Here is a 16,790-nt window from a genome sequence, read left to right as displayed (position 1 = left end):
ACGGCACCCCATCAGCGCCCGCTGGCCCCGCCGGCAGCGACCGACAGGTTTCCCAGCAGGGGGCTCGGCTCACCGTGCCAGACGATGGTGAGCGCGTCCCTGGCTCTCGTCGCGGCGACGAAGAGCAGCGAGCGGGCCCGCTTGCACTCCGCCTGGTACCGAGGCGGGTCGGTCCGGCGCAGGGCCTCCACCGACGCCCTGGGGACGAGTCCCCGCTGCACACCCGCGATGACGATGCGTTGGTATTCGAGGCCCTTGAACCGGTACATCGTGCCGATGTGTACGCCTTCGTCGCCCCGAGGGCCGTCGGCGCTGATCTCGGCCGACCCGATCCCGCTCTTCGCCAGACGGGCTGCCACCTGGGTGACCATGTCGTTCGTGGGGACGCACACGGCGATGTCCTCGCGGCGGATGTCGTGCCAGGCCTTGATCTGTTCCGTGATCGCCTCCAGTTCGTCCTCGAAGGAATCGGTGGGCCGCACCACCGGCTCGCTGCCGTACAGCACCGAGCGGTAACCGGCCAGCGTCTCCTCGTCGCCGTCCAGATCGTCGTAGCGTTCGTCGCCCAGCACGCCGAGTGCCGACTTGAGGATCTCGCGGGTGGTCCGGTAGCTCAGCGTGAGCTTGGCGGAGCGGCCGCGGATGTGCAGGCCGAGGCTGCCCAAGGTGACACGGTTGTCGTAGATGCGCTGGTGGGTGTCGCCGACCAGGAAAATGTCGTCCGGCCCGGGGGCGACCATGGCCCTCAGCATCTTCCAGTGGGCGGCAGCGAGGTCCTGGGCCTCGTCGACGACGATGTGTCGGTAGCGGTACCGCTGCCAGGCGCCGGTGGCGGACCCGGCATGCACGTTGTCGAGTCCGCCACGCGCCTCCTTGGCCCGCGCCGCGGCCTCGATCCGTGCCGTGCGTTCGATCTCCAGGCGAGCGGCCCGCTCCGCGACCTGGCGGTGGGTCTCCAGGTTCTTCTCGTCGAGCCGCTGGGTGAACCGCTCGGTGAGCTGCCAGATATGGGCCCGGTCCGCGCGGGTGATGCTCCTGCCCCGTCCGGCCCGGCGTGCCTTGAAGTATCCGGCCCGGGAGTTGACTGCCTGGCCGAGGATGACCTGCGTCCACTCGTCCATCAGGAATTCGGCGTCCCACTTGGCCTCGCCGGTTTCCAGCAGTATCTGCCGCCACTCGTTGAGGACGCGTGTGTCGTCGATCCGGCTCTTGACGTTGCCGGGGTCCGTCTCCCGCACCACACGGGTCGCCAGCTGGTCGACGTGGGCGATCTCCACCCTGGCCAGGGTCTCGGGACCGCCGAGGGCCAGCAGCCGGGCGCGCAGGTCCGCCGCCAGGTTCTTGTTGAAGGTGGTCAGCAGGACTTGCTTGCTGTTGCCGGGTCCGAGCCGGTCCACGAGGTGCTTCACCCGGTGCAGGGCGACCATCGTCTTGCCGGTCCCCGGGCCGCCGCCGACCCGGGCCGGACCGGAGTACCGGCGTGTCACGAGCCGCTTCTGGGTGGGATGGAGGAAGACCTTCCAGCGCCCGAAGTCACCTTCCTCGATGATGCTTTCGAGGTCTTTGTCGGTCGTGATGACCGTGGTGACTTCGCGCAGCATGCCGAGCGCCGCCACCCGGCTGACGTGGGCGTACTCCGTGCCTGAGACGTGTCGCAGCAGGCAGCGGTGGCAGGCCGCCTTGCCCTCCTCCTGGCAGGGGCAGGTGTCGATGCGGTGGCGTGCCGCCGCGAGGACGTTTCGGAAGGTGTCCGGAGCGGCCAGGCGGTGGAGGTGGCCGGTGCCGCCGGGGAGGGTGTCGTACAGCACGAGGAAACGGCGCCGGATCTCGCCGCCTCCCGACTGGTCGGGCATCGAGGCGACGACGGCTTCCAGGTGATCCGGGTTACCGCCGTAGGTGTCGGCGATGCCCGCCCGGAGCAGTGCCTTGAAGGAGGACAGGCGCTCCTCCACGTGGGTCGTGGCGGCGGGCAGCAGGATGCGCAGGGCCTCGGTGCGGAGCGCGTGGGCGAGCAGCAGGGGGACGTCGGCGTCCGGGGCGCCGCGGCCCCGGAAGCGCGGGCACCAGGGCCGGTGGTGGGACCGGTCGGGGCGACGTGCGAGGGACGGGCTCAGGGCGTCCGGGGACTGGTCCGGCGCGGGCCGTCCCTTCGCCGTGGCGCCGCCGCACTGGGTGCACACGTAGAAGGGGTTGAGCCGGACGTCCTCGCCCGCGAAGGAGTCGGTGGCGGGGACGTCGAAGCGGGTCTGCCCGAGGTTGAACGCCCGGACCGCGGCCTGTCGGCTGAAGTCCCAGCCGAAGGTGGCCTGTTGGTGCCGCCACGCGGACTCGATGTCATCGGTGGCGATGTCCACGGCGGTGACGACCGTGTAGGTGAGTCTCTCCCGGTCGTCCGACTCGTCCCTGACCCGGGCGTCGTCGCGCCGGTCCCGGGAGGTGACGCGGGCGGGCCGGAGCACCCGGTGCAGACAGCCGCGGTCGCCGATGGCGGTGCTGTGGCAGCGCGGGCAGGGGGCGGTGTCGTCCTCGGCGCGGTGCGTACGGACGTAGCCGCAGCCGGGGCAGACGCGCCAGACCAGCCATTTGGGGCGTTGGGCGCTTCCGAGGGCAGCAGGCCGAGGCCGACCAGGGTGGCGTGGGCGCTCTCCCGGCCGATCTCGGCGAACCGGCGGGCGACGGCGGACCGTTCGGCACGCAGTTCGCGGTCCTGCCGGGCGTGCTCGGGGTCGCCGGCGATGAGCTGGGCACGGGCTTCGTCGATCGCGGTCAGGCGGCCCCGTAGGTCGGTGAGGCGCCCTTCCCAGGTGGTGGCCGCGCGTTCGACGGCGGTGCGCAGTCCGTCGGTGGCGAAGGAGCGCAGGGCGTCGGCGGTCTCCGCGTCCACGGCGGACACGTCGTGCCGGTCCACGAAGAGGTCCAGGAACTCCTCCACCAGCAGGCTGCCCCGGGCCAGGGCCGCGTCCGTGAAGTCGTGCAGCCAGCCGGTCTCGCCGAACAGGGCGGAAGCCAGTCGGGGCAGCGGAAGGACTTCGGGGGCGCCGTCCTCGTCGGGTCCGCGGAGCGCGCCGCGGGCGGCGAGGTCGAGGAGCCGGGCCGCGTACTGGCGGCGCAGGATCTCGGCGGCCGACAGGTAGCAGCCCGGAGGGTGGATCTCACCCGCGATCATCTGCCGCGGCTCCTGGAGGTAGTACAGGTCGCGCGGGCCTCGGTCGACGAGGGTGAGGAGGTAGGCGTTGCCGCTGGACCGCCCGGCCCGGCCGACCCGCTGCACGTAGTTCGCGGGCCCCTTGGGCAGGGAGGCGAGGATGACGGCGGACAACGCGCCGATGTCGATGACGAGTTCGAGGGTGGGCGTGCACGAGAGCACATTGGGGTCGGTGTAGTGGGTGCCGCGCCGGAAGGCGGCCTCGACGGTCTCGCGTTCCTTGCGGGTGAGGGCGCCGGTGTGTTCGGCGGTGACGACGGTGTAGGCGCCGGTGTCCCGGTACAGCCGCCGGTAGTAGTCCTTGGTGTAGTCGCGCAGGCGGACCGCTGAACCGCCGTCGGGCTCGGCGGTCTCCGATCCGGCGGCGAGGAGGGTGCCGGAGCACTGGTAGCGGGGGCAGGGCTGGCGGTGCCAGTGGTCCCGGTGATCGGGGTGTACGGTCTGCTGCCAGGCGCACACCGGGCAGCGGGCGTAGGCGTCGCCCACGACGTCGTCGGTCAGTGCCCGGACCCGGACATGGCCGGGCTGGAGGCCGTAGACACGGGTCGCGCCGTCCCTGGCCGTGCGGGCGCAGAGGATGCCCGCCTCGGCCAGGCGGGGCAGCAGGGTCCGGACGAACTCGGCGGCCGCGTCCCGGGGCAGGCCGAGGCAGCGGGTGGTCCAGTCCTGGTACCAGTTCTGCGCCGAACCGAGGGTGTCGAACTGTGTCCGGTCCTTGGCCCGGTCGAGGAGGAAGGCGGGGGCCGAGATTCCGGGCGGGAAGGCGGGCATGCCCGCGGGGCGCCCGCCCCACACCAGCCAGCGGCGCACTCCGGCCTCGTCGAGCCAGGGGTCGAGCCAGCGATGACGTACGGCGCCCCGGACGCGCAACCGCTCCAGGATGCCGCGCACATAGCCTCGGTAGCGTTCCTCGTCCGGCACGGCTCCGTCCGGGAGCGTCACCAGTGCCGGGGTCCGTTGCAGCAGGTCCCGGACCACTTCGGTGGCCGGGCCGGGGTCCGGGAGGTCGACCTCGGCCGCGGCGGTGCGGGTCAGTTCCAGGGTGCGGCCCTGGCGGGAGCGCAGTCCGAACTCCATCACCGCGGCGAAGGCGAGGCGCTCGCCGATGAGCTGCCAGGTGGCGCGGCTGCCCTTGCTACGACCGGACAGCAGCAGGTCGACGCCCTCGATGTCATGCAGGTCGGGGGGCGCGACGGCGGCAAGGACATCGCGGTCGACGACATCGGCCAGGCAGTCCGCCACGATGTCGTTGAGCGGTCGCGCGGTCTCTTCGTCCAGTTGGGCGGCCAGCCGGGCGCGCAGGGAGAAGTCGTACGCCCGAGTGGCGACGAAGCCCGCACGGTGGGCGGCGTCCTGCACGGAGTCGTTGAACAGCAGCGTGCGCCGCTCCGGTCCGGGCGCCAGCTCGCCGCCGGTGAACAGCTGCGTGACGGAGGCGGCGGCCGGCGGAGCGAGACCGCGGCCGAGGAAGCGGATGGCGTTGCCGGTCGCGCAGTTGGGGCAGCGGTCGTCGTCGGCGGTCTGGTCGTTCATCAGGTCGACGCGGACGAAGGCGGCGTCCTTCAGCCCTCTGGCCGCCCGCGTCCCGTACCGGTCGGGCCGCTCGAAGTCCTTGTCGGGGGCGATGGGCCGGATGCGTCCCTGTTCTCCGTCGAGGACGAAGACCGATCCGCGTCGGCCCGTGTCCTCGCCAGGGCCGAAGGCGGACCGGTGGGCCTCGGCGACGGTGGCGGCGATCAGCGTGCGCAGCAGCCGCTTGTCCCTGCTGACGGAGGCCTGGCGGATCTTCGCCGGGCTCATCTCCAGCTCGGCCCGGTCGTGTTCCCGGGAGAGGGCGGCCCAGCCCGACCGGCCACACTGCCGGCAGTGCACAGCGGGCAGGAAGATGTTGGCGGGAGGTACGGCGGAGTCGAGGGCTACGGCGCCCCCGGGTTCGTCGGCCACGGGGGTGACGCCTGTGGTGGCGGAGGCCGTCCGCTCCTCTCGCGGCCGGTCCTCGTCCCAGCGGAACTCCGGCCTGGGGCCGATGCCCCGCAGCACCCGGGAGACCGACCGCACCCACTGGTGGACCTCCACCGTCAGCAGTGGACGCGGCCGTTGCTCCGTGCTGTCCTGCGCCTGCGCGACGGAGAGGAGGGCGATGAACCGGGACAGGGCCTGTGCGGCCTCCTCGGGCTGCTGCTGGACGGCCATGCCCCAGTGGTAGGCGTAGCGCGGGAGCGCGTCCATGATCTCGGTGCGGGTCTTGGGCCGCCCGTCGAGGATTTCGAGGACGGCCGCGGTCAGCCGGTGACTGCGCAGGATCTCGCCCAGTTCGACCGGTGTCGGCGGACGGTCGCGGTGCTCGTCCGGTCTGCGGGTGAAGGCGTCGACGAGACGGTCCATCGCGTCGGGCTCGCGCAGCGGGTCGCCCAGCGCGATGACGTCCTGGGGTGCCGGGAAGGGCAGGGTGAAGTCCGACTTCCCCGCGAACTGCTGGACGGTCATGCGGTCTTCGCCGATCACCGCGTCCGGGCCGAACGGCGTGCCGAAGACCTGGGCGTGAGTCGGGGCGCCCGAAGGATGGTGCCGCCGCCCTCCGCGGTCGGCAGCGGGAATGCGCCGGTCACGGAGGGAGCGCTCGCGCCGAGGGTCGCGGAGGTGGCGACCGGGCAGACGTCGCCGAGGGGGCGGCCGGGCCGGGCCTTGCCGGTGGCCGCGCCGAGCCGTCGCATGAGCATGGCCACGTCCGTGCCCTGGGCTCCGTCGTAGGTGTGGAACTCGTCGACCACGACGTAGGCGAGGGCTTCGTCCTGCCAGAGCGGCAGGTCCTCGGCGCGCTGGAGCAGCAGGTCCAGCATCTTGTAGTTGGTGATGAGGATGTCGGGCCGCCCGCCACGGATGTCCGCCCGGTCCGTCGCCACGTGTGTGTAGCCGGTGGCGGGCTCGTCACCGATGTAGAGCGCCGCGGACACCTGGGCGAGACGCGGGTCCTTGAGCTGGTCGTCGATGCGCTGGGCCTGGTCCGTGGCGAGCGCGTTCATCGGATACAGCAGGACGGCCTTGACACCGTCCTGGCCGGCCGCCCGTGCCCGTCGGCAGTGGTCGAGCACGGGCACCAGGAAGGACTCGGTCTTGCCCGATCCGGTGCCGGTGGTGATCAGGGTGGGCCGGGCGGGGCCCCGCAGGGTGGAGAGCCGCTGCCAGGCCTGTGCCTGGTGACGGTAGGGCGCGAAGCCCTCGGGCACCCATTCCAGAGCCGGTTTCCAGGCTTTCCCCGCCGGTTTGAAGGGGGTGCGGATCCGCAGGTAGGGGCCGCGGAAGATGCCGTCCTGATCGTCCCGCAGGAAGTCCTCAAGCGCACGCCGTTCACCCTCGTCCGCGAGGGCGAACGTGGTGGTCAGGTACTGGGTGAGGCTGTCCCCGACCTGTTCGGCGGCGAGAGTGGGGCGCACCCGGGTGGCTCCTTGTCTTCCCTGCTCGTCACGGTGACCGTGCCAAGCGGCGGTTGGTACGAAGTCTCTTGTACGGCGTCGCTCATACGGAGCGGACCAGCAGGTCGGCCGGGATGCCGGCGACGGGCGGCGGTTCCCGGTCCCCCTCGTACCCGAGGTGGACCTCCTCGCGTGCCCGGGTGAGAAGCACGTAGTACGTCATCCGCAGCGCGGCCGCTCCGGGGTCGCCGCTGTCGGTGTGGACGTCCGGCACGAAGACCGTGTCGAACTCCAGCCCCTTGGCGCTGGCCCGGCTGATCACGCGGATCCCGGGCCGCCGCAGGTCGAGGGTGCGGTGCCGGCCCTCGGCGGCGGCGCCGACGTACACCTGGGAGCGCAGGCGGGGTGCGGTGCGCTCCAGGTGCTCGTGCAGGGTCAGCTGCTGCCGGGTGGTGCGCAGGACCACGCCGATGGTGCGCCGCGGATGCCGTTCCGCATGGGTGACGAGCCGGGTCACCAGGGCACGCTGGTCGGCGTACCGTCGCAGGCGGGGGACGGGCCCCGGGCGGGACGGCAGGGGTGGCGCCGTCGGTCCGGTGTGGAAGCGGGCGGCCAGGGCCGCGATGGGCCGGGTGCTGCGATGTTGGTGGGTGAGCTGATGGCGTGCGCAGTCGCCCAGGGCGGTGCTGATCTCGTCGAGGGTGGACTGGGTGCCGGTGATGCGCTGGCACTCGTCGTACAGGTCGGCGTCCTGGGGGTAGAGGGTGCCCATCAGATACTGCAGGTCGGGTGGGGAGGTCACCGTCTCGTGCTCGCCCTGGGCGGGCCCGACGAGCTGGCCGCGTACGAACGCGACAAGTTCTTCTCTGGGGCCCGTGGCCTCCGTGTCCCCCATGCCAACCCCCTGGCGACCGAGCCTACCGGCCCGCAAGATCGTATCCGGCATATGCCGGACGGCGTCCACCGTACCGGCTAGTCGCTCACATCCAGCCACAGGGGATGAACACAGCGTCTCCTCCCCCAGGGCCGCTTGTCAGTGCCCTGTGTCACAGTCTCCTCATGACGGCGGACGCACCGGGCACCCGGGGGAACAGGGTGCGTGAACTGCGCGGCGCGATGACGGCGTTGCTGACGGATCTGCACGGCCGGGCGCGCGGTGGCCGGGTGGCGGAAGCGGACTTCAGGGCGGTGACGGCTCCGCTGGGCCTGGATGCCGAGGGGCTGAAACGGCTGGAAGTGGCGCTGGGTCAGCAGGGCCTCGCCGTGGAGCGGCCCGTGGCCGTCTCCCGGGAGAGCGTCCGGATCGACCGGGCGCTGGGGCTCGCCCGCAAATATGTCGCGGCCGGTGTGGTGCCCACCCCCGTGTTGTCCGGGCTGGTGTCACTGTGCGGGCTCGACGCGGCCGAGCGGGACCTGCTGACGGCGGCGCTGCGTGGCGAGGGCGTACTGATCGGCGCGATCCCGGCGCCCAGACGGGCGCAGCCTTCAAAGGCCGCCGAACAGGGCGCCGGGCAGGGCGCGGTCGAGGTGCCGTCGGGTTCCGAAGAGAGGATCGAAGGGGATTCGGACGACGGGCCTCGGGCGGAGGAACTGGGCGGGCCGGGCGAAGTCCTCACCGACCTGGCCGCGACGACGGCCGCCGCGCGGGCCCGGATGAACGAGGACCGGTTCCGGCGCACCGCGTGGAAGACCCTGCTGACCGCCGAGGAGGAGGTCGGGCTGAGTGTCCTCCTCAAGGGCGGCCCCGATCACCTGGACCACAAGCCGGAGGAGGCCGAACTGGCCGCCCGCCCGGCCACGGACGTCCGCCGCCGCGCCTACGAGACGCTCGTCATGCACAACGTCAGGCTGGTGCACAAGCTGGCCCAGCGGCTGCAGGGGCAGGGCCTGGACTACGACGACCTGGTGCAGCACGGCATCATCGGTGTGATGCACGCGGCCTGCCTGTTCGATCCGTCCAAGGGCTTCAAGTTCTCCACGTACGCGACCTGGTGGGCGCGGCAGGCGCTGGAGCGGGCGCTGGGCAACGAGAGCCGGCTGATCCGTATCCCGGTGCACCTGCACGAGAAGGTGCGCAAGGTCGCCGTGGTGGAGGCCCGGCTCGCCGCCCAGGGGAAGTCCCTCTCGGCCGGAGCGGTGGCGGTGGCGGCGAACCTCACCGTGGCCGAGGTCGACGCGGTGCGCCGCATCAGCCGGCCCACGGACTCCCTGGACCGCGAGATCGGCGACGGGACGCATCTGGGCGAGTTGGTGGCGACGCTCCACCTGGCCCCGACCCCGGAAGAGGTGCTGCATCCCAAGTACTCCCGGCAGCGCGCGGAGGAGTTGCTGGCCCGCGCGGACCTGACCGAGCGCGAGGCCGAGGTGATGCGGCGGCGCAGCGGACTGGTGGGCGGCGAGCGTCAGACGCTTGAGGAGATCGGCGAGGAGTACGGCGTCTCGCGTGAGCGCATCCGGCAGTTGGAGACCAAGGCCCGGGATCGGCTGAAGGTGGTGCTGGAGGGTGGGGTTCCCGAGCCGCGCGGGAAACGGAAGCGGAAGCCAGGCCGCGTGTGCAGGAAGAGGTGACTCCCGCGCCCCCACCAGTCACGGAGGTCGCTCCACCGACGGTCGAGGTCGAGAGGCCGCAAGCGCCGGAGGGGCCGTCCACACCCGCGCCGGTCCCGCCCGCGGTTCCGCCGACGCCGAAGCCCAGGAAGCCGTTGGTACCGGAGGAGCAGGAGACGCTGTTCTGAGGAGGGTCAGAGGTCCGGGCGGATCTTGCTGCCGACGTGTGCGATGCGGATCTTTCCTTCTTCTCCGATCAGGCGGAAGTGGATACGGCCCGCTCCCGGGGTGAAGCGGGCGTGGAGGTGGAAGGTGGCAGTCTTCCCGTCCAGGTCCTCGAACCGGCACACCCGCTTGCGGGTTTCGCCCTCGGGTGTCACCTTGCTCTGCCATTCCGGCTCGGCGGCCGTGGCCGGATCCCAGTCGGCCGCCGAGGCGTCCAGCCGTTCCAGGCAGCGCCGTACGGGCACGACCCAGCGGGGGTCCAGATCGCTGAGCTGGGCTTCGGTGCGGGGCAGGAACTGGAGGTGCGGGTACAGACCGGCCCGGCGCTCCCAGATCTGGCGCCCCGTGGCAGCCCTGGCCAGGCTCGACTCCCGGATCCAGGCGCGGTGTTCGTCGGCGTGCGGCGGGACGGAGATGTGCCGGATGTAGACCGTCTCGTGCTCGAACTCCAGGGAGCCGTCGTCGAATTCGACGAGTTCGCTGCGTTCGAGGCTGACCGTGGACGTCTGCCACTCGGGCGCCACGGGCAGGCTGACGGCGATGCCGTCCATGAAGTGCGCGGCACCCAGCCCGAGGACCTTCTCGCCCTCGTGACGGTAGTCGAGGTGGCCGTCGGCGTCCGGCGTCGGGTAGACGCTGCGGACCGGAGACCTGTTCTGGAGGGCCAGCAGGCGCTGCCAGCGGGCGTGGTTCTTCGGGCTGGCGCCGATCCACTTGCCGACCGGGTAACCCTTCACGATTTCTAATGACTTGAGCGGGTCCTCGCTGATCAGCGCGGTCTCGCCCGTGTCTGCGCCGGCGACGGCGCGGACCGCGTCGGCAAAGTCGGTCATGGCCCTGTCCGCACGGGCCTGATCGCAGGTGGTGGCCCAGGACTTTTCGTTCAGGAACAGCAGAGGCACGCGTTTCCCCCCTCGATGGTGCGTCGGCTCGTCGTCAGTCCAGCAGCTGGTCGAGCGAGTTCTCCCACTCGTCGAAGAACCCCTCGGGCCACTGGGCGAGCATGCCGTCCCTGTCGACCCGCGGGCTGATGACCTCGGCGCCCGAGCCGTTACCGCGGAAGAAATGGATGACGGCGTCGTCCGGCTGCAGGTCGCCCCGCTTGACCGCGATGCGCACACCGTTGAGGACGTGGTCGCTGTGGGTCTCCACGACCAGCTGGGCCCCGGTGGCGGCGGCCGCGGAGATCAGCGCCGCCATCCTGCTCTGCCCCTTGGGGTGCAGGTGGGCTTCGGGGTTCTCCAGCAGGATCAGGCTCTCCGGGGCCGCGGTCAGGCAGGCGACCACGATCGGCAGGGCGTACGTGAGCCCGAAGCCGACGTTGGTGGGACGGCGGCGGCGGGTGGCGTTGATGCCGGCGGTGCCGCCGAAGCCGTAGGAGAGGCGGACGGAGTCGGTGCCCTCGATGGCGTCGGCCTGGAGGTTCACTCCGGGGCACAGCTCCTGCATCCAGGCGACGGTCTGGTCGCGGAGCTGGGGCGAGGAAGCCGCGGGGTGACGCAGCGGACCGTCGGGGACCTCCCATTCGCCGTAGTGCCGGAGGTAGTTGACGGTGTGTTCGCCGCGGACGCCGAGGAAGCCGCGGTCGATGGCAATCTGGCGGGACCGCGGATAGGTGACGGCGGGTGTGATGCGGTCGGCGTGGAGGTACTGGAACGGCTTGGCGACAAAGCCCGGCAGCCTCGGTGACACCACCGTCTCCATGACGTCCTCGTCGGGCTGCTCGGGATCGTAGAGGCCCACGAAACGGACCTGTTCACCGACGTCGACCACGAAACCGACCGCGGGCGCATTCGTGGCCAGCAGGTCGTCCAGGTCCTCGGCGGGACCGAAGTCGTCGTGCAGGACGTCCCGGGCACTGCCGAGCTCCACCAACTCGCCGTTGAGCAGCAGCCCTTGGGAGGTCTCGGCGGTCCGGGTGCCGTCGAACGACTGGCGCAGCAGACCGAGGGACTGGAGCACACTGCTCTTGCCGGACGAGTTCAGGCCGGTGAGGAGGGTCAGTGGTGCCATCGGGAGTTCCAGGCGGCGGAACGCCTTGAAGTTGACCAGGGTGAGTCGGGTGATCACTGTCAGCTGTCTCCGGGGCTCAGGAGAGGAGGTCTTCGAAGAGTTCCTGTACGGCGTCGAACCGCTTGCGTACCTTCTTGGGGTCGCCGGTGGCCACGGAGATGGACCGCTCGAACTCCGAGTCCTCCATGAGGTCGGCGAACGCCTTCAGCACGTCCAGCTCACGCAGCCTGGTGTAGTCATCGGGGCCGAGCCAGGCCAGGTTCACCGCAACGGTCTCGAACAGGGCCTTGTTGATGGGCGACTTGCGCTGCTGACCCGCACGGTACTTGCGGAAGGCATGCGGTCCGAAGATGCTCTCGGCCGCCTCCATGGCCATGAGGAACTGTTGCCGCAGCTCCTCTACGTAGATGGTGGAGAGACGGTTGATGTGATGCATGGCATCCGCCAGGAAACCGTCGAAGTCGCCGAGTCGGTAGCCGTCCGGCGAGGTCATCCGGAAGGCCAGGAAGCGCAGGACCATCTCACGGTCGGCCATCCGGTCCCCGACCACGCTGCGGCCGGTGGCGTTGCGGAACTCTTCGGACTCGGCCAGTTCGGCGAGGAACGTCCTGGACCGGCCGGGGATCAGCGCGTGCCGGATCTCCTGCCGCGTGAGGGGTTCGCCGCCGGTGTTGATGCGGGCGAAGATGTTGAACATGACCGGTTCGGGGGTGCCGCGCCGGATGACGTGGACGACGACCTCGGTCTCGCGCAGCCGGATCTGAAGCTTGCCGGAGAGATCCTGAAGGCTCGCTCCCTTGAAGTTCCGCAGGTACTCCAGGCCCGACAGGTTCAACGGCCGGGCCTGGACCAGCCCGGCGTCGAAGAAGCGGGCGATGGAGGTAAGACGCTGGATGCCGTCCACGATGGCCCAGCTCCCGTCCTTCTGCTCGGCCGCGTAGAAGGACGGGATGGGGATGCGCAGGAGCAGCGACTCGATCAGGCGGCTCTGCTTCTCGTCCGTCCAGATACCGGCCCGGCGCTGGAAGTCGGGCGCGAGGTCGATCATCTCGTTGCGGAGCCGGGAGAGTAGCAGGTCGACCGTGGTCGTACGGGTCTCGATGTCGATGTGCTCGGGGTCGAAGGGCGAGGTGATCTGGTCGACGCCCTCCTCGGTGGCCTCCCACTCGATGTCGGTGGGCCGGCCGTCGGAGCCGATCTCCCGGAGGAAAAGATCGTCCACGCTGATGACGCTCTGTTCCCCGGCCACGTCCTGGTACCGCTCGTACACCGACCGCCGGTCCCGCGTACGCCCCTGGCTGCTGTCCTCCAGCCCGGCCATATCGTCTCGTCGCCCTCGCCCTCGTGTCGCGCCCGATCCGTCCCTGGATCCTCGTCTCACCCTACCGGCCGTGATCCCGCGGTGACGGGTGAGCGGTCGGCGCAGTGGGGGCACGGAGGGGTCGAGGCGGGTTCAGGGGTACTCGGCTCCGCTGTCGGCGTTTCAGGTTTCCCGCCGCCGGACGATCCGCCGAAGCCGCCCAGAGCGAGCCCGCCGAATCGGACCAAGGCTTCTCGGAGCGACGGGAAGACGAGAGCGGTCGTCGCCAGGCCCGCGCCCACCAGAAGAACCGAGGGCTCCCCCGCATCCCGGAACAGGAACGCCCCGGCGAACAGGCCCACGGCCAACGCAAGCCTGCCCGCCCCTGCGAGCAGACGGCTCCTCAGCGGCTCGGCCGCCGTTCCCGCCCCGTCCGGCCGCGGCGTGTCCGCGAGGAGTGCCTCGTCGACGATCACCAGGCTGTCTCGCTGGTCGCGCCGTGGGCTGCTGTGCCGCAGGGTGTCGGCGACGAGTCGGGACAGGTCGCGTATGGCGGCTTCACGGTCGGTTCCCTCACCGAGGAGGTAACGCCCATTGGCGTCGGCAAGGGCCGCGATCAGCCGTTCCGTGGTCTCCCTCACTCGCTCGCGGATGTCGGGCGGCACGGTCCGGGTACCGTGCCGGGCGTGGGCGCGCAGGGCATCGGTCAGGCGACCGAACGACTTGCCGTGCACATCGAGCGCGGAGTCCTGCGCACGGCGTCCGGCCGGTATGAGCAGCATCTCCAGGAACCGGATCGACTCCACCGTCACGACCCCGGCCGGGTCGGAGACGGCGGCACCCCGTTCGTCGGCGGCCATCAGCGTGATGGACACGGCGCCGAACCCGACGACGGCGGCGAACATCCAGAACGGCGTGACCGTGGTCCGGGCCAGCGATGTCGCCCACCAGAAAGGCAATACGACGACCAGGAGGGGCACCGCCTGGAGCGACACGGAGACGCACCGACCGGCAACGATACGGTGCCACCGGTCGACCAGTTGGTCCTTGCCCGGCCTGCCGTCCGGCGGTACGCCCTTGCGTTCCAACTCCTCAAGCAGCGTCTCGACCCGCCTCTCGCACGCGCCACGCCGGATGCGCTCCGCGCCGGGAATCCGGTGCACCGCGTTGCCCAGTGCGCGGGAGCGGGTTCGCCAGCACACGGCGATCCAGATCGCCTCGAAGAAGGTCCACCCGCTCCAGATCGCCGCGTAGTCCTCGAATGTCGTACGTGTCATGACGATCAGCGTCGCAGACACCACTGACAGTCACGTCAGGGCGACTTCGCACCAAACGGTCTTGGTGTACGGGTCTCCGCACGTGGTTCCCCAGTGGGTGGACAGGGCCTCCACAAGGAGCAGCGCCTCTGGGCGTGGCCGAGAGACGGAGGGTGAAGCGGCGGGTGACGGAGAGGGCAATATCGGCATTCATGTCACTCAGCGTGGTCGGCTGTCTCTACGCTGACCAGTGACGACGACGGTACGTGGAGTCACTGTCCGGCCGCTGTCCGGCCCTGTCCGGATGGCGTGGCGTTACGCGGTGTGTCGTCGGCGAGTTGGGGAGGGACGACAGCGGCACGTGGAGGTGTCCGGGGTGAGTATGACGGGGCAGGGCCTACAGGTCGGCGACGACGAGGAATCGGCGGCGGTACTGCGGACGGTCGGCAGGATCATCAAGACCTACCGTGAGCGAAAAGGGCTGACCCAGGCCGAGTTCGGGACGGCCATCGGGTACAGCGAGGAACAGGTGTCCTCGGTGGAGCGGGGGCGGCGGGCGCCGAGTGGGGCGTTCCTGGAGGCGGCGGATCGGGTGTTGGAGGCCGGTGGGCTGCTCGTCGCGCTGAAGAAGGATGTGGAGCAGGCGCGGTATCCGAAGAAGGTGCGGGATCTGGCGAAGTTGGAGGGGGAGGCGGTTGAACTGTGCGCCTACGCCAACTCTGTCGTCCACGGCCTGCTTCAGACCCCTGAGTACGCAAGGGCGTTGTACGGGATGCGGCGTCCGCCGTACTCCGAGGAGGAGGTGGACCGCCTTGTCGCTGCGCGTTTGGAGCGGCAGGAGATCTTCGAGGGGCAGCCCGCACCTGTCTTCAGCTTCGTGCAAGAAGAGGTGACGCTACGCCGCCCGCTCGGGGGCAGAATGTTGATGCGGAAGCAGCTCGAACGCCTGTTGGAGGTCGGCCATCGACGGAACGTGGAGATCCAGGTGATGCCCACGAATCGTGAGGACCATGCCGGTCTTGCGGGGCCCTTTCAGCTGCTACGGCTCAAGGAGGGTGACACCGTGGGGCACAACGAGGCCCACCTCATCACTCGGCTGATCTCGCATCCCAAGGAGATCCAGCTTCTTGAGATCCACCATGGCATCATCCGAGCCCAGGCGCTCACCCCCCGTGAGTCGCTGGCCTTCATCGAGAAAGTACTGGGAGAGACATGATGACCAACCCCCCGACGGGGAACGGTTTCGCGCTGGAGTGGTTCAAGAGCAGCTACAGCACGAACGAAGGCCCCGAGTGCGTGGAGGTCGCCTTCGCCCCCGAGGCCATTCACATACGGGACTCCAAGCGCGTGCAGGGCGACCAACTCGCCTTCGGTGCCCAGCAATGGGCCGCCTTCGTCTCGTACACCGCCGATCACTGACGTACGACATGCTGACGCCCCGCGTCCGGTTCCGCGCCGGGCGCGGGGCGTCGTCGTATCCCGGTCAGGGCGACGGCGGAGTCCACTTCCCCCGGTCGATGGCCTCCTGGAGCCGCGCCGCGAAGTAGGCGTGCGCCTCACGCATCTCGGCCTCACGGTTCGCCTTGTAGAAGGGGGCATGTAGCCATCCGGCGGGTCCTTGCGTTCACCGTCGAGGTGGGCGCGGAGTTGTTCGTAGTGGTCCTTGGTCTGGCCGTGGCCGAAGGTGTGTCGGCTCCCGGCGATGCGGCGTCCTTCGCTATCGAACCAGGTGACGGCGTCGAAGTCCTGCATGATCGGAAAGCGCGCCTTGTCCCTCCCCTCGTAGCGTGGAGTCCGTGAATGCAGGGGAAGTTGAGGTTCATGGGGTCCAAGCAACGGACGTACACACCTGAGTTCCGTGAGGGTGCTGTACGCATTGTGATCGAGACGGGCAGGCCGATCCCGGAGGTCGCCGAGGAGCTCGGCGTGCACTCCGGCACGCTGCACAGCTGGGTGTCGCGGTGGCGGCGCAACGGCTCTGCTTCCTCCGACCGGCCCGCGCCCGCTGCCTCGGGTGGCCGGCTGCGGGACACCGAGCGCGCCGGGCTGGAACAACTACGACGGGAGATGAGCGAGAAGAACAAGCGGATACGCGAGCTGGAGATGGAGCGTGATGTCTTCAAACGCTGCATGGCCTTGTGGGTGAAGTAGCTGCGGCGGACTCGGCCCAGGTGGCCGGGGTGATCAGCGACTGCAAGGCCGGGCAGGACATTTGGCACACCCTGACGTGCCGTGCGCTGGGTGTGAGCGAGTCCTGGTTCTACAAGTGGCGCAACCAGCCCGTCACCGCTCGCGAGGTGCGACGCGGGAAGCCGGCCGACGTGATCCGGCAGATCTTCGATGAGTCGGGCGGCACGTATGGTTCCCCGAAGGTCTGGATCACGCTCGTGCGCCAGGGCTGGAGGGTGTCGGTGAACACCGTCGCCAGGCTCATGGCCGAACTCGGCCTGGCCGGACGCAGGATCCGAAGGCGCCGGGGGCTGACCAGGCCGGGCAAGCGGCCCGCGTTTTGGGACTTCGTTCGCCGCGACTTCAGCGCCACCGCTCCCGACCAGGTGTGGGCCGGGGATATGACGGAGATCGTCACCAGCGAGGGCAAGGTGTACCTGGCCACCGTGATCGATCTGTTCTCGCGCCGTATGCCCGGCTACGCGATGGGCGAGCGGCACGACGCGGAGCTGGTCGTCGCCTCCCTGCACATGGCCGCGGCCACCCGCGGCGGCGACGTCAGGGGCGTGATCTTCCACTCGGACCGCGGCAGCGAATACCAGTCCCGGCGCTTCAGGCGGGCCTGCCGCCGGCTCGGCGTGACCCAGTCCATGGGCCGTGTC

At 70.3% G+C, this 16,790-nt stretch carries 12 protein-coding genes and 2 pseudogenes; 5 read left to right on the top strand and 9 right to left on the bottom strand.

What is annotated here, in order from left to right; all coding sequences use genetic code 11:
- Positions 1–11 precede the first annotated feature (11 nt).
- The 4 genes and pseudogenes from ACWEKM_RS36475 to ACWEKM_RS36460 all read right to left on the bottom strand — a co-directional run bounded on the left by ACWEKM_RS36475 (position 12) and on the right by ACWEKM_RS36460 (position 7,513).
- The gene (locus ACWEKM_RS36475) at positions 12–2,354 is read right to left on the bottom strand and encodes a UvrD-helicase domain-containing protein (RefSeq protein WP_451625570.1); all 2,343 of its coding nucleotides are present in this window, start codon (positions 2,352–2,354) and stop codon (positions 12–14) included.
- 947 nt (positions 2,355–3,301) lie between these two features.
- Positions 3,302–3,976 (bottom strand): annotated as a pseudogene (locus tag ACWEKM_RS36470) (DEAD/DEAH box helicase); the annotation flags it as partial.
- Between the two features lie 1,730 nt (positions 3,977–5,706).
- Positions 5,707–6,639 (bottom strand): DEAD/DEAH box helicase, encoded by a 933-nt coding sequence (locus ACWEKM_RS36465; protein ID WP_451625569.1) that lies wholly within the window; start codon positions 6,637–6,639, stop codon positions 5,707–5,709.
- An 82-nt stretch (positions 6,640–6,721) separates the two neighbouring features.
- Positions 6,722–7,513, bottom strand: a complete 792-nt coding sequence (locus tag ACWEKM_RS36460) for a hypothetical protein (protein WP_451625568.1) — start codon at positions 7,511–7,513, stop codon at positions 6,722–6,724.
- Positions 7,514–7,677: 164 nt separating this feature from the next.
- On the opposite strand from ACWEKM_RS36460, the gene ACWEKM_RS36455 reads away from it, so the two are divergent.
- Positions 7,678–9,186, top strand: coding sequence for a sigma-70 family RNA polymerase sigma factor (locus ACWEKM_RS36455; protein WP_451625567.1), 1,509 nt, complete (start codon positions 7,678–7,680; stop codon positions 9,184–9,186).
- 173 nt (positions 9,187–9,359) lie between these two features.
- On the opposite strand, the gene ACWEKM_RS36450 is transcribed toward ACWEKM_RS36455, so the two are convergent.
- The 5 genes and pseudogenes from ACWEKM_RS36450 to ACWEKM_RS36430 form a co-directional block, all read right to left on the bottom strand.
- Positions 9,360–10,223: a hypothetical protein gene (locus ACWEKM_RS36450; RefSeq protein ID WP_451625566.1), complete on the bottom strand. Its 864-nt coding sequence runs from the start codon at positions 10,221–10,223 to the stop codon at positions 9,360–9,362.
- A 103-nt stretch (positions 10,224–10,326) separates the two neighbouring features.
- The gene (locus ACWEKM_RS36445; RefSeq protein ID WP_451625565.1) at positions 10,327–11,460 is read right to left on the bottom strand and encodes an AAA family ATPase; all 1,134 of its coding nucleotides are present in this window, start codon (positions 11,458–11,460) and stop codon (positions 10,327–10,329) included.
- A 19-nt stretch (positions 11,461–11,479) separates the two neighbouring features.
- Positions 11,480–12,724 (bottom strand): DUF262 domain-containing protein, encoded by a 1,245-nt coding sequence (locus tag ACWEKM_RS36440; RefSeq protein WP_451625564.1) that lies wholly within the window; start codon positions 12,722–12,724, stop codon positions 11,480–11,482.
- A gap of 56 nt (positions 12,725–12,780) precedes the next feature.
- A complete protein-coding gene (locus ACWEKM_RS36435) occupies positions 12,781–13,980 on the bottom strand; it encodes a hypothetical protein (protein WP_451625563.1) in 1,200 nt (399 codons plus the stop codon).
- A gap of 30 nt (positions 13,981–14,010) precedes the next feature.
- Positions 14,011–14,106 (bottom strand): annotated as a pseudogene (locus tag ACWEKM_RS36430) (ATP-binding protein); the annotation flags it as partial.
- Between the two features lie 235 nt (positions 14,107–14,341).
- Here ACWEKM_RS36430 and ACWEKM_RS36425 point away from each other — a divergent pair.
- From ACWEKM_RS36425 to ACWEKM_RS36410, 4 genes are all read left to right on the top strand, one after another.
- Positions 14,342–15,175, top strand: coding sequence for a helix-turn-helix domain-containing protein (locus tag ACWEKM_RS36425; RefSeq protein WP_451625580.1), 834 nt, complete (start codon positions 14,342–14,344; stop codon positions 15,173–15,175).
- Positions 15,175–15,378 carry a DUF397 domain-containing protein gene (locus ACWEKM_RS36420; RefSeq protein ID WP_451625562.1) on the top strand — a complete coding sequence of 68 codons (204 nt, stop codon included), beginning with the start codon at positions 15,175–15,177 and terminating at the stop codon, positions 15,376–15,378. Before ACWEKM_RS36425 ends, ACWEKM_RS36420 begins: the two co-directional genes overlap by 1 nt.
- Before the next feature lie 402 nt (positions 15,379–15,780).
- Positions 15,781–16,110 carry a transposase gene (locus tag ACWEKM_RS36415; RefSeq protein WP_451625561.1) on the top strand — a complete coding sequence of 110 codons (330 nt, stop codon included), beginning with the start codon at positions 15,781–15,783 and terminating at the stop codon, positions 16,108–16,110.
- Positions 16,098–16,790 (top strand): IS3 family transposase (locus tag ACWEKM_RS36410; RefSeq protein ID WP_451625560.1); only part of this gene is annotated, 693 nt, incomplete at its 3' end. The genes ACWEKM_RS36415 and ACWEKM_RS36410, both read left to right, overlap by 13 nt.

Source organism: Streptomyces sp. NPDC004752 (genome assembly GCF_053601275.1).
This window is presented reverse-complemented; position numbering and strand designations above follow the sequence as displayed.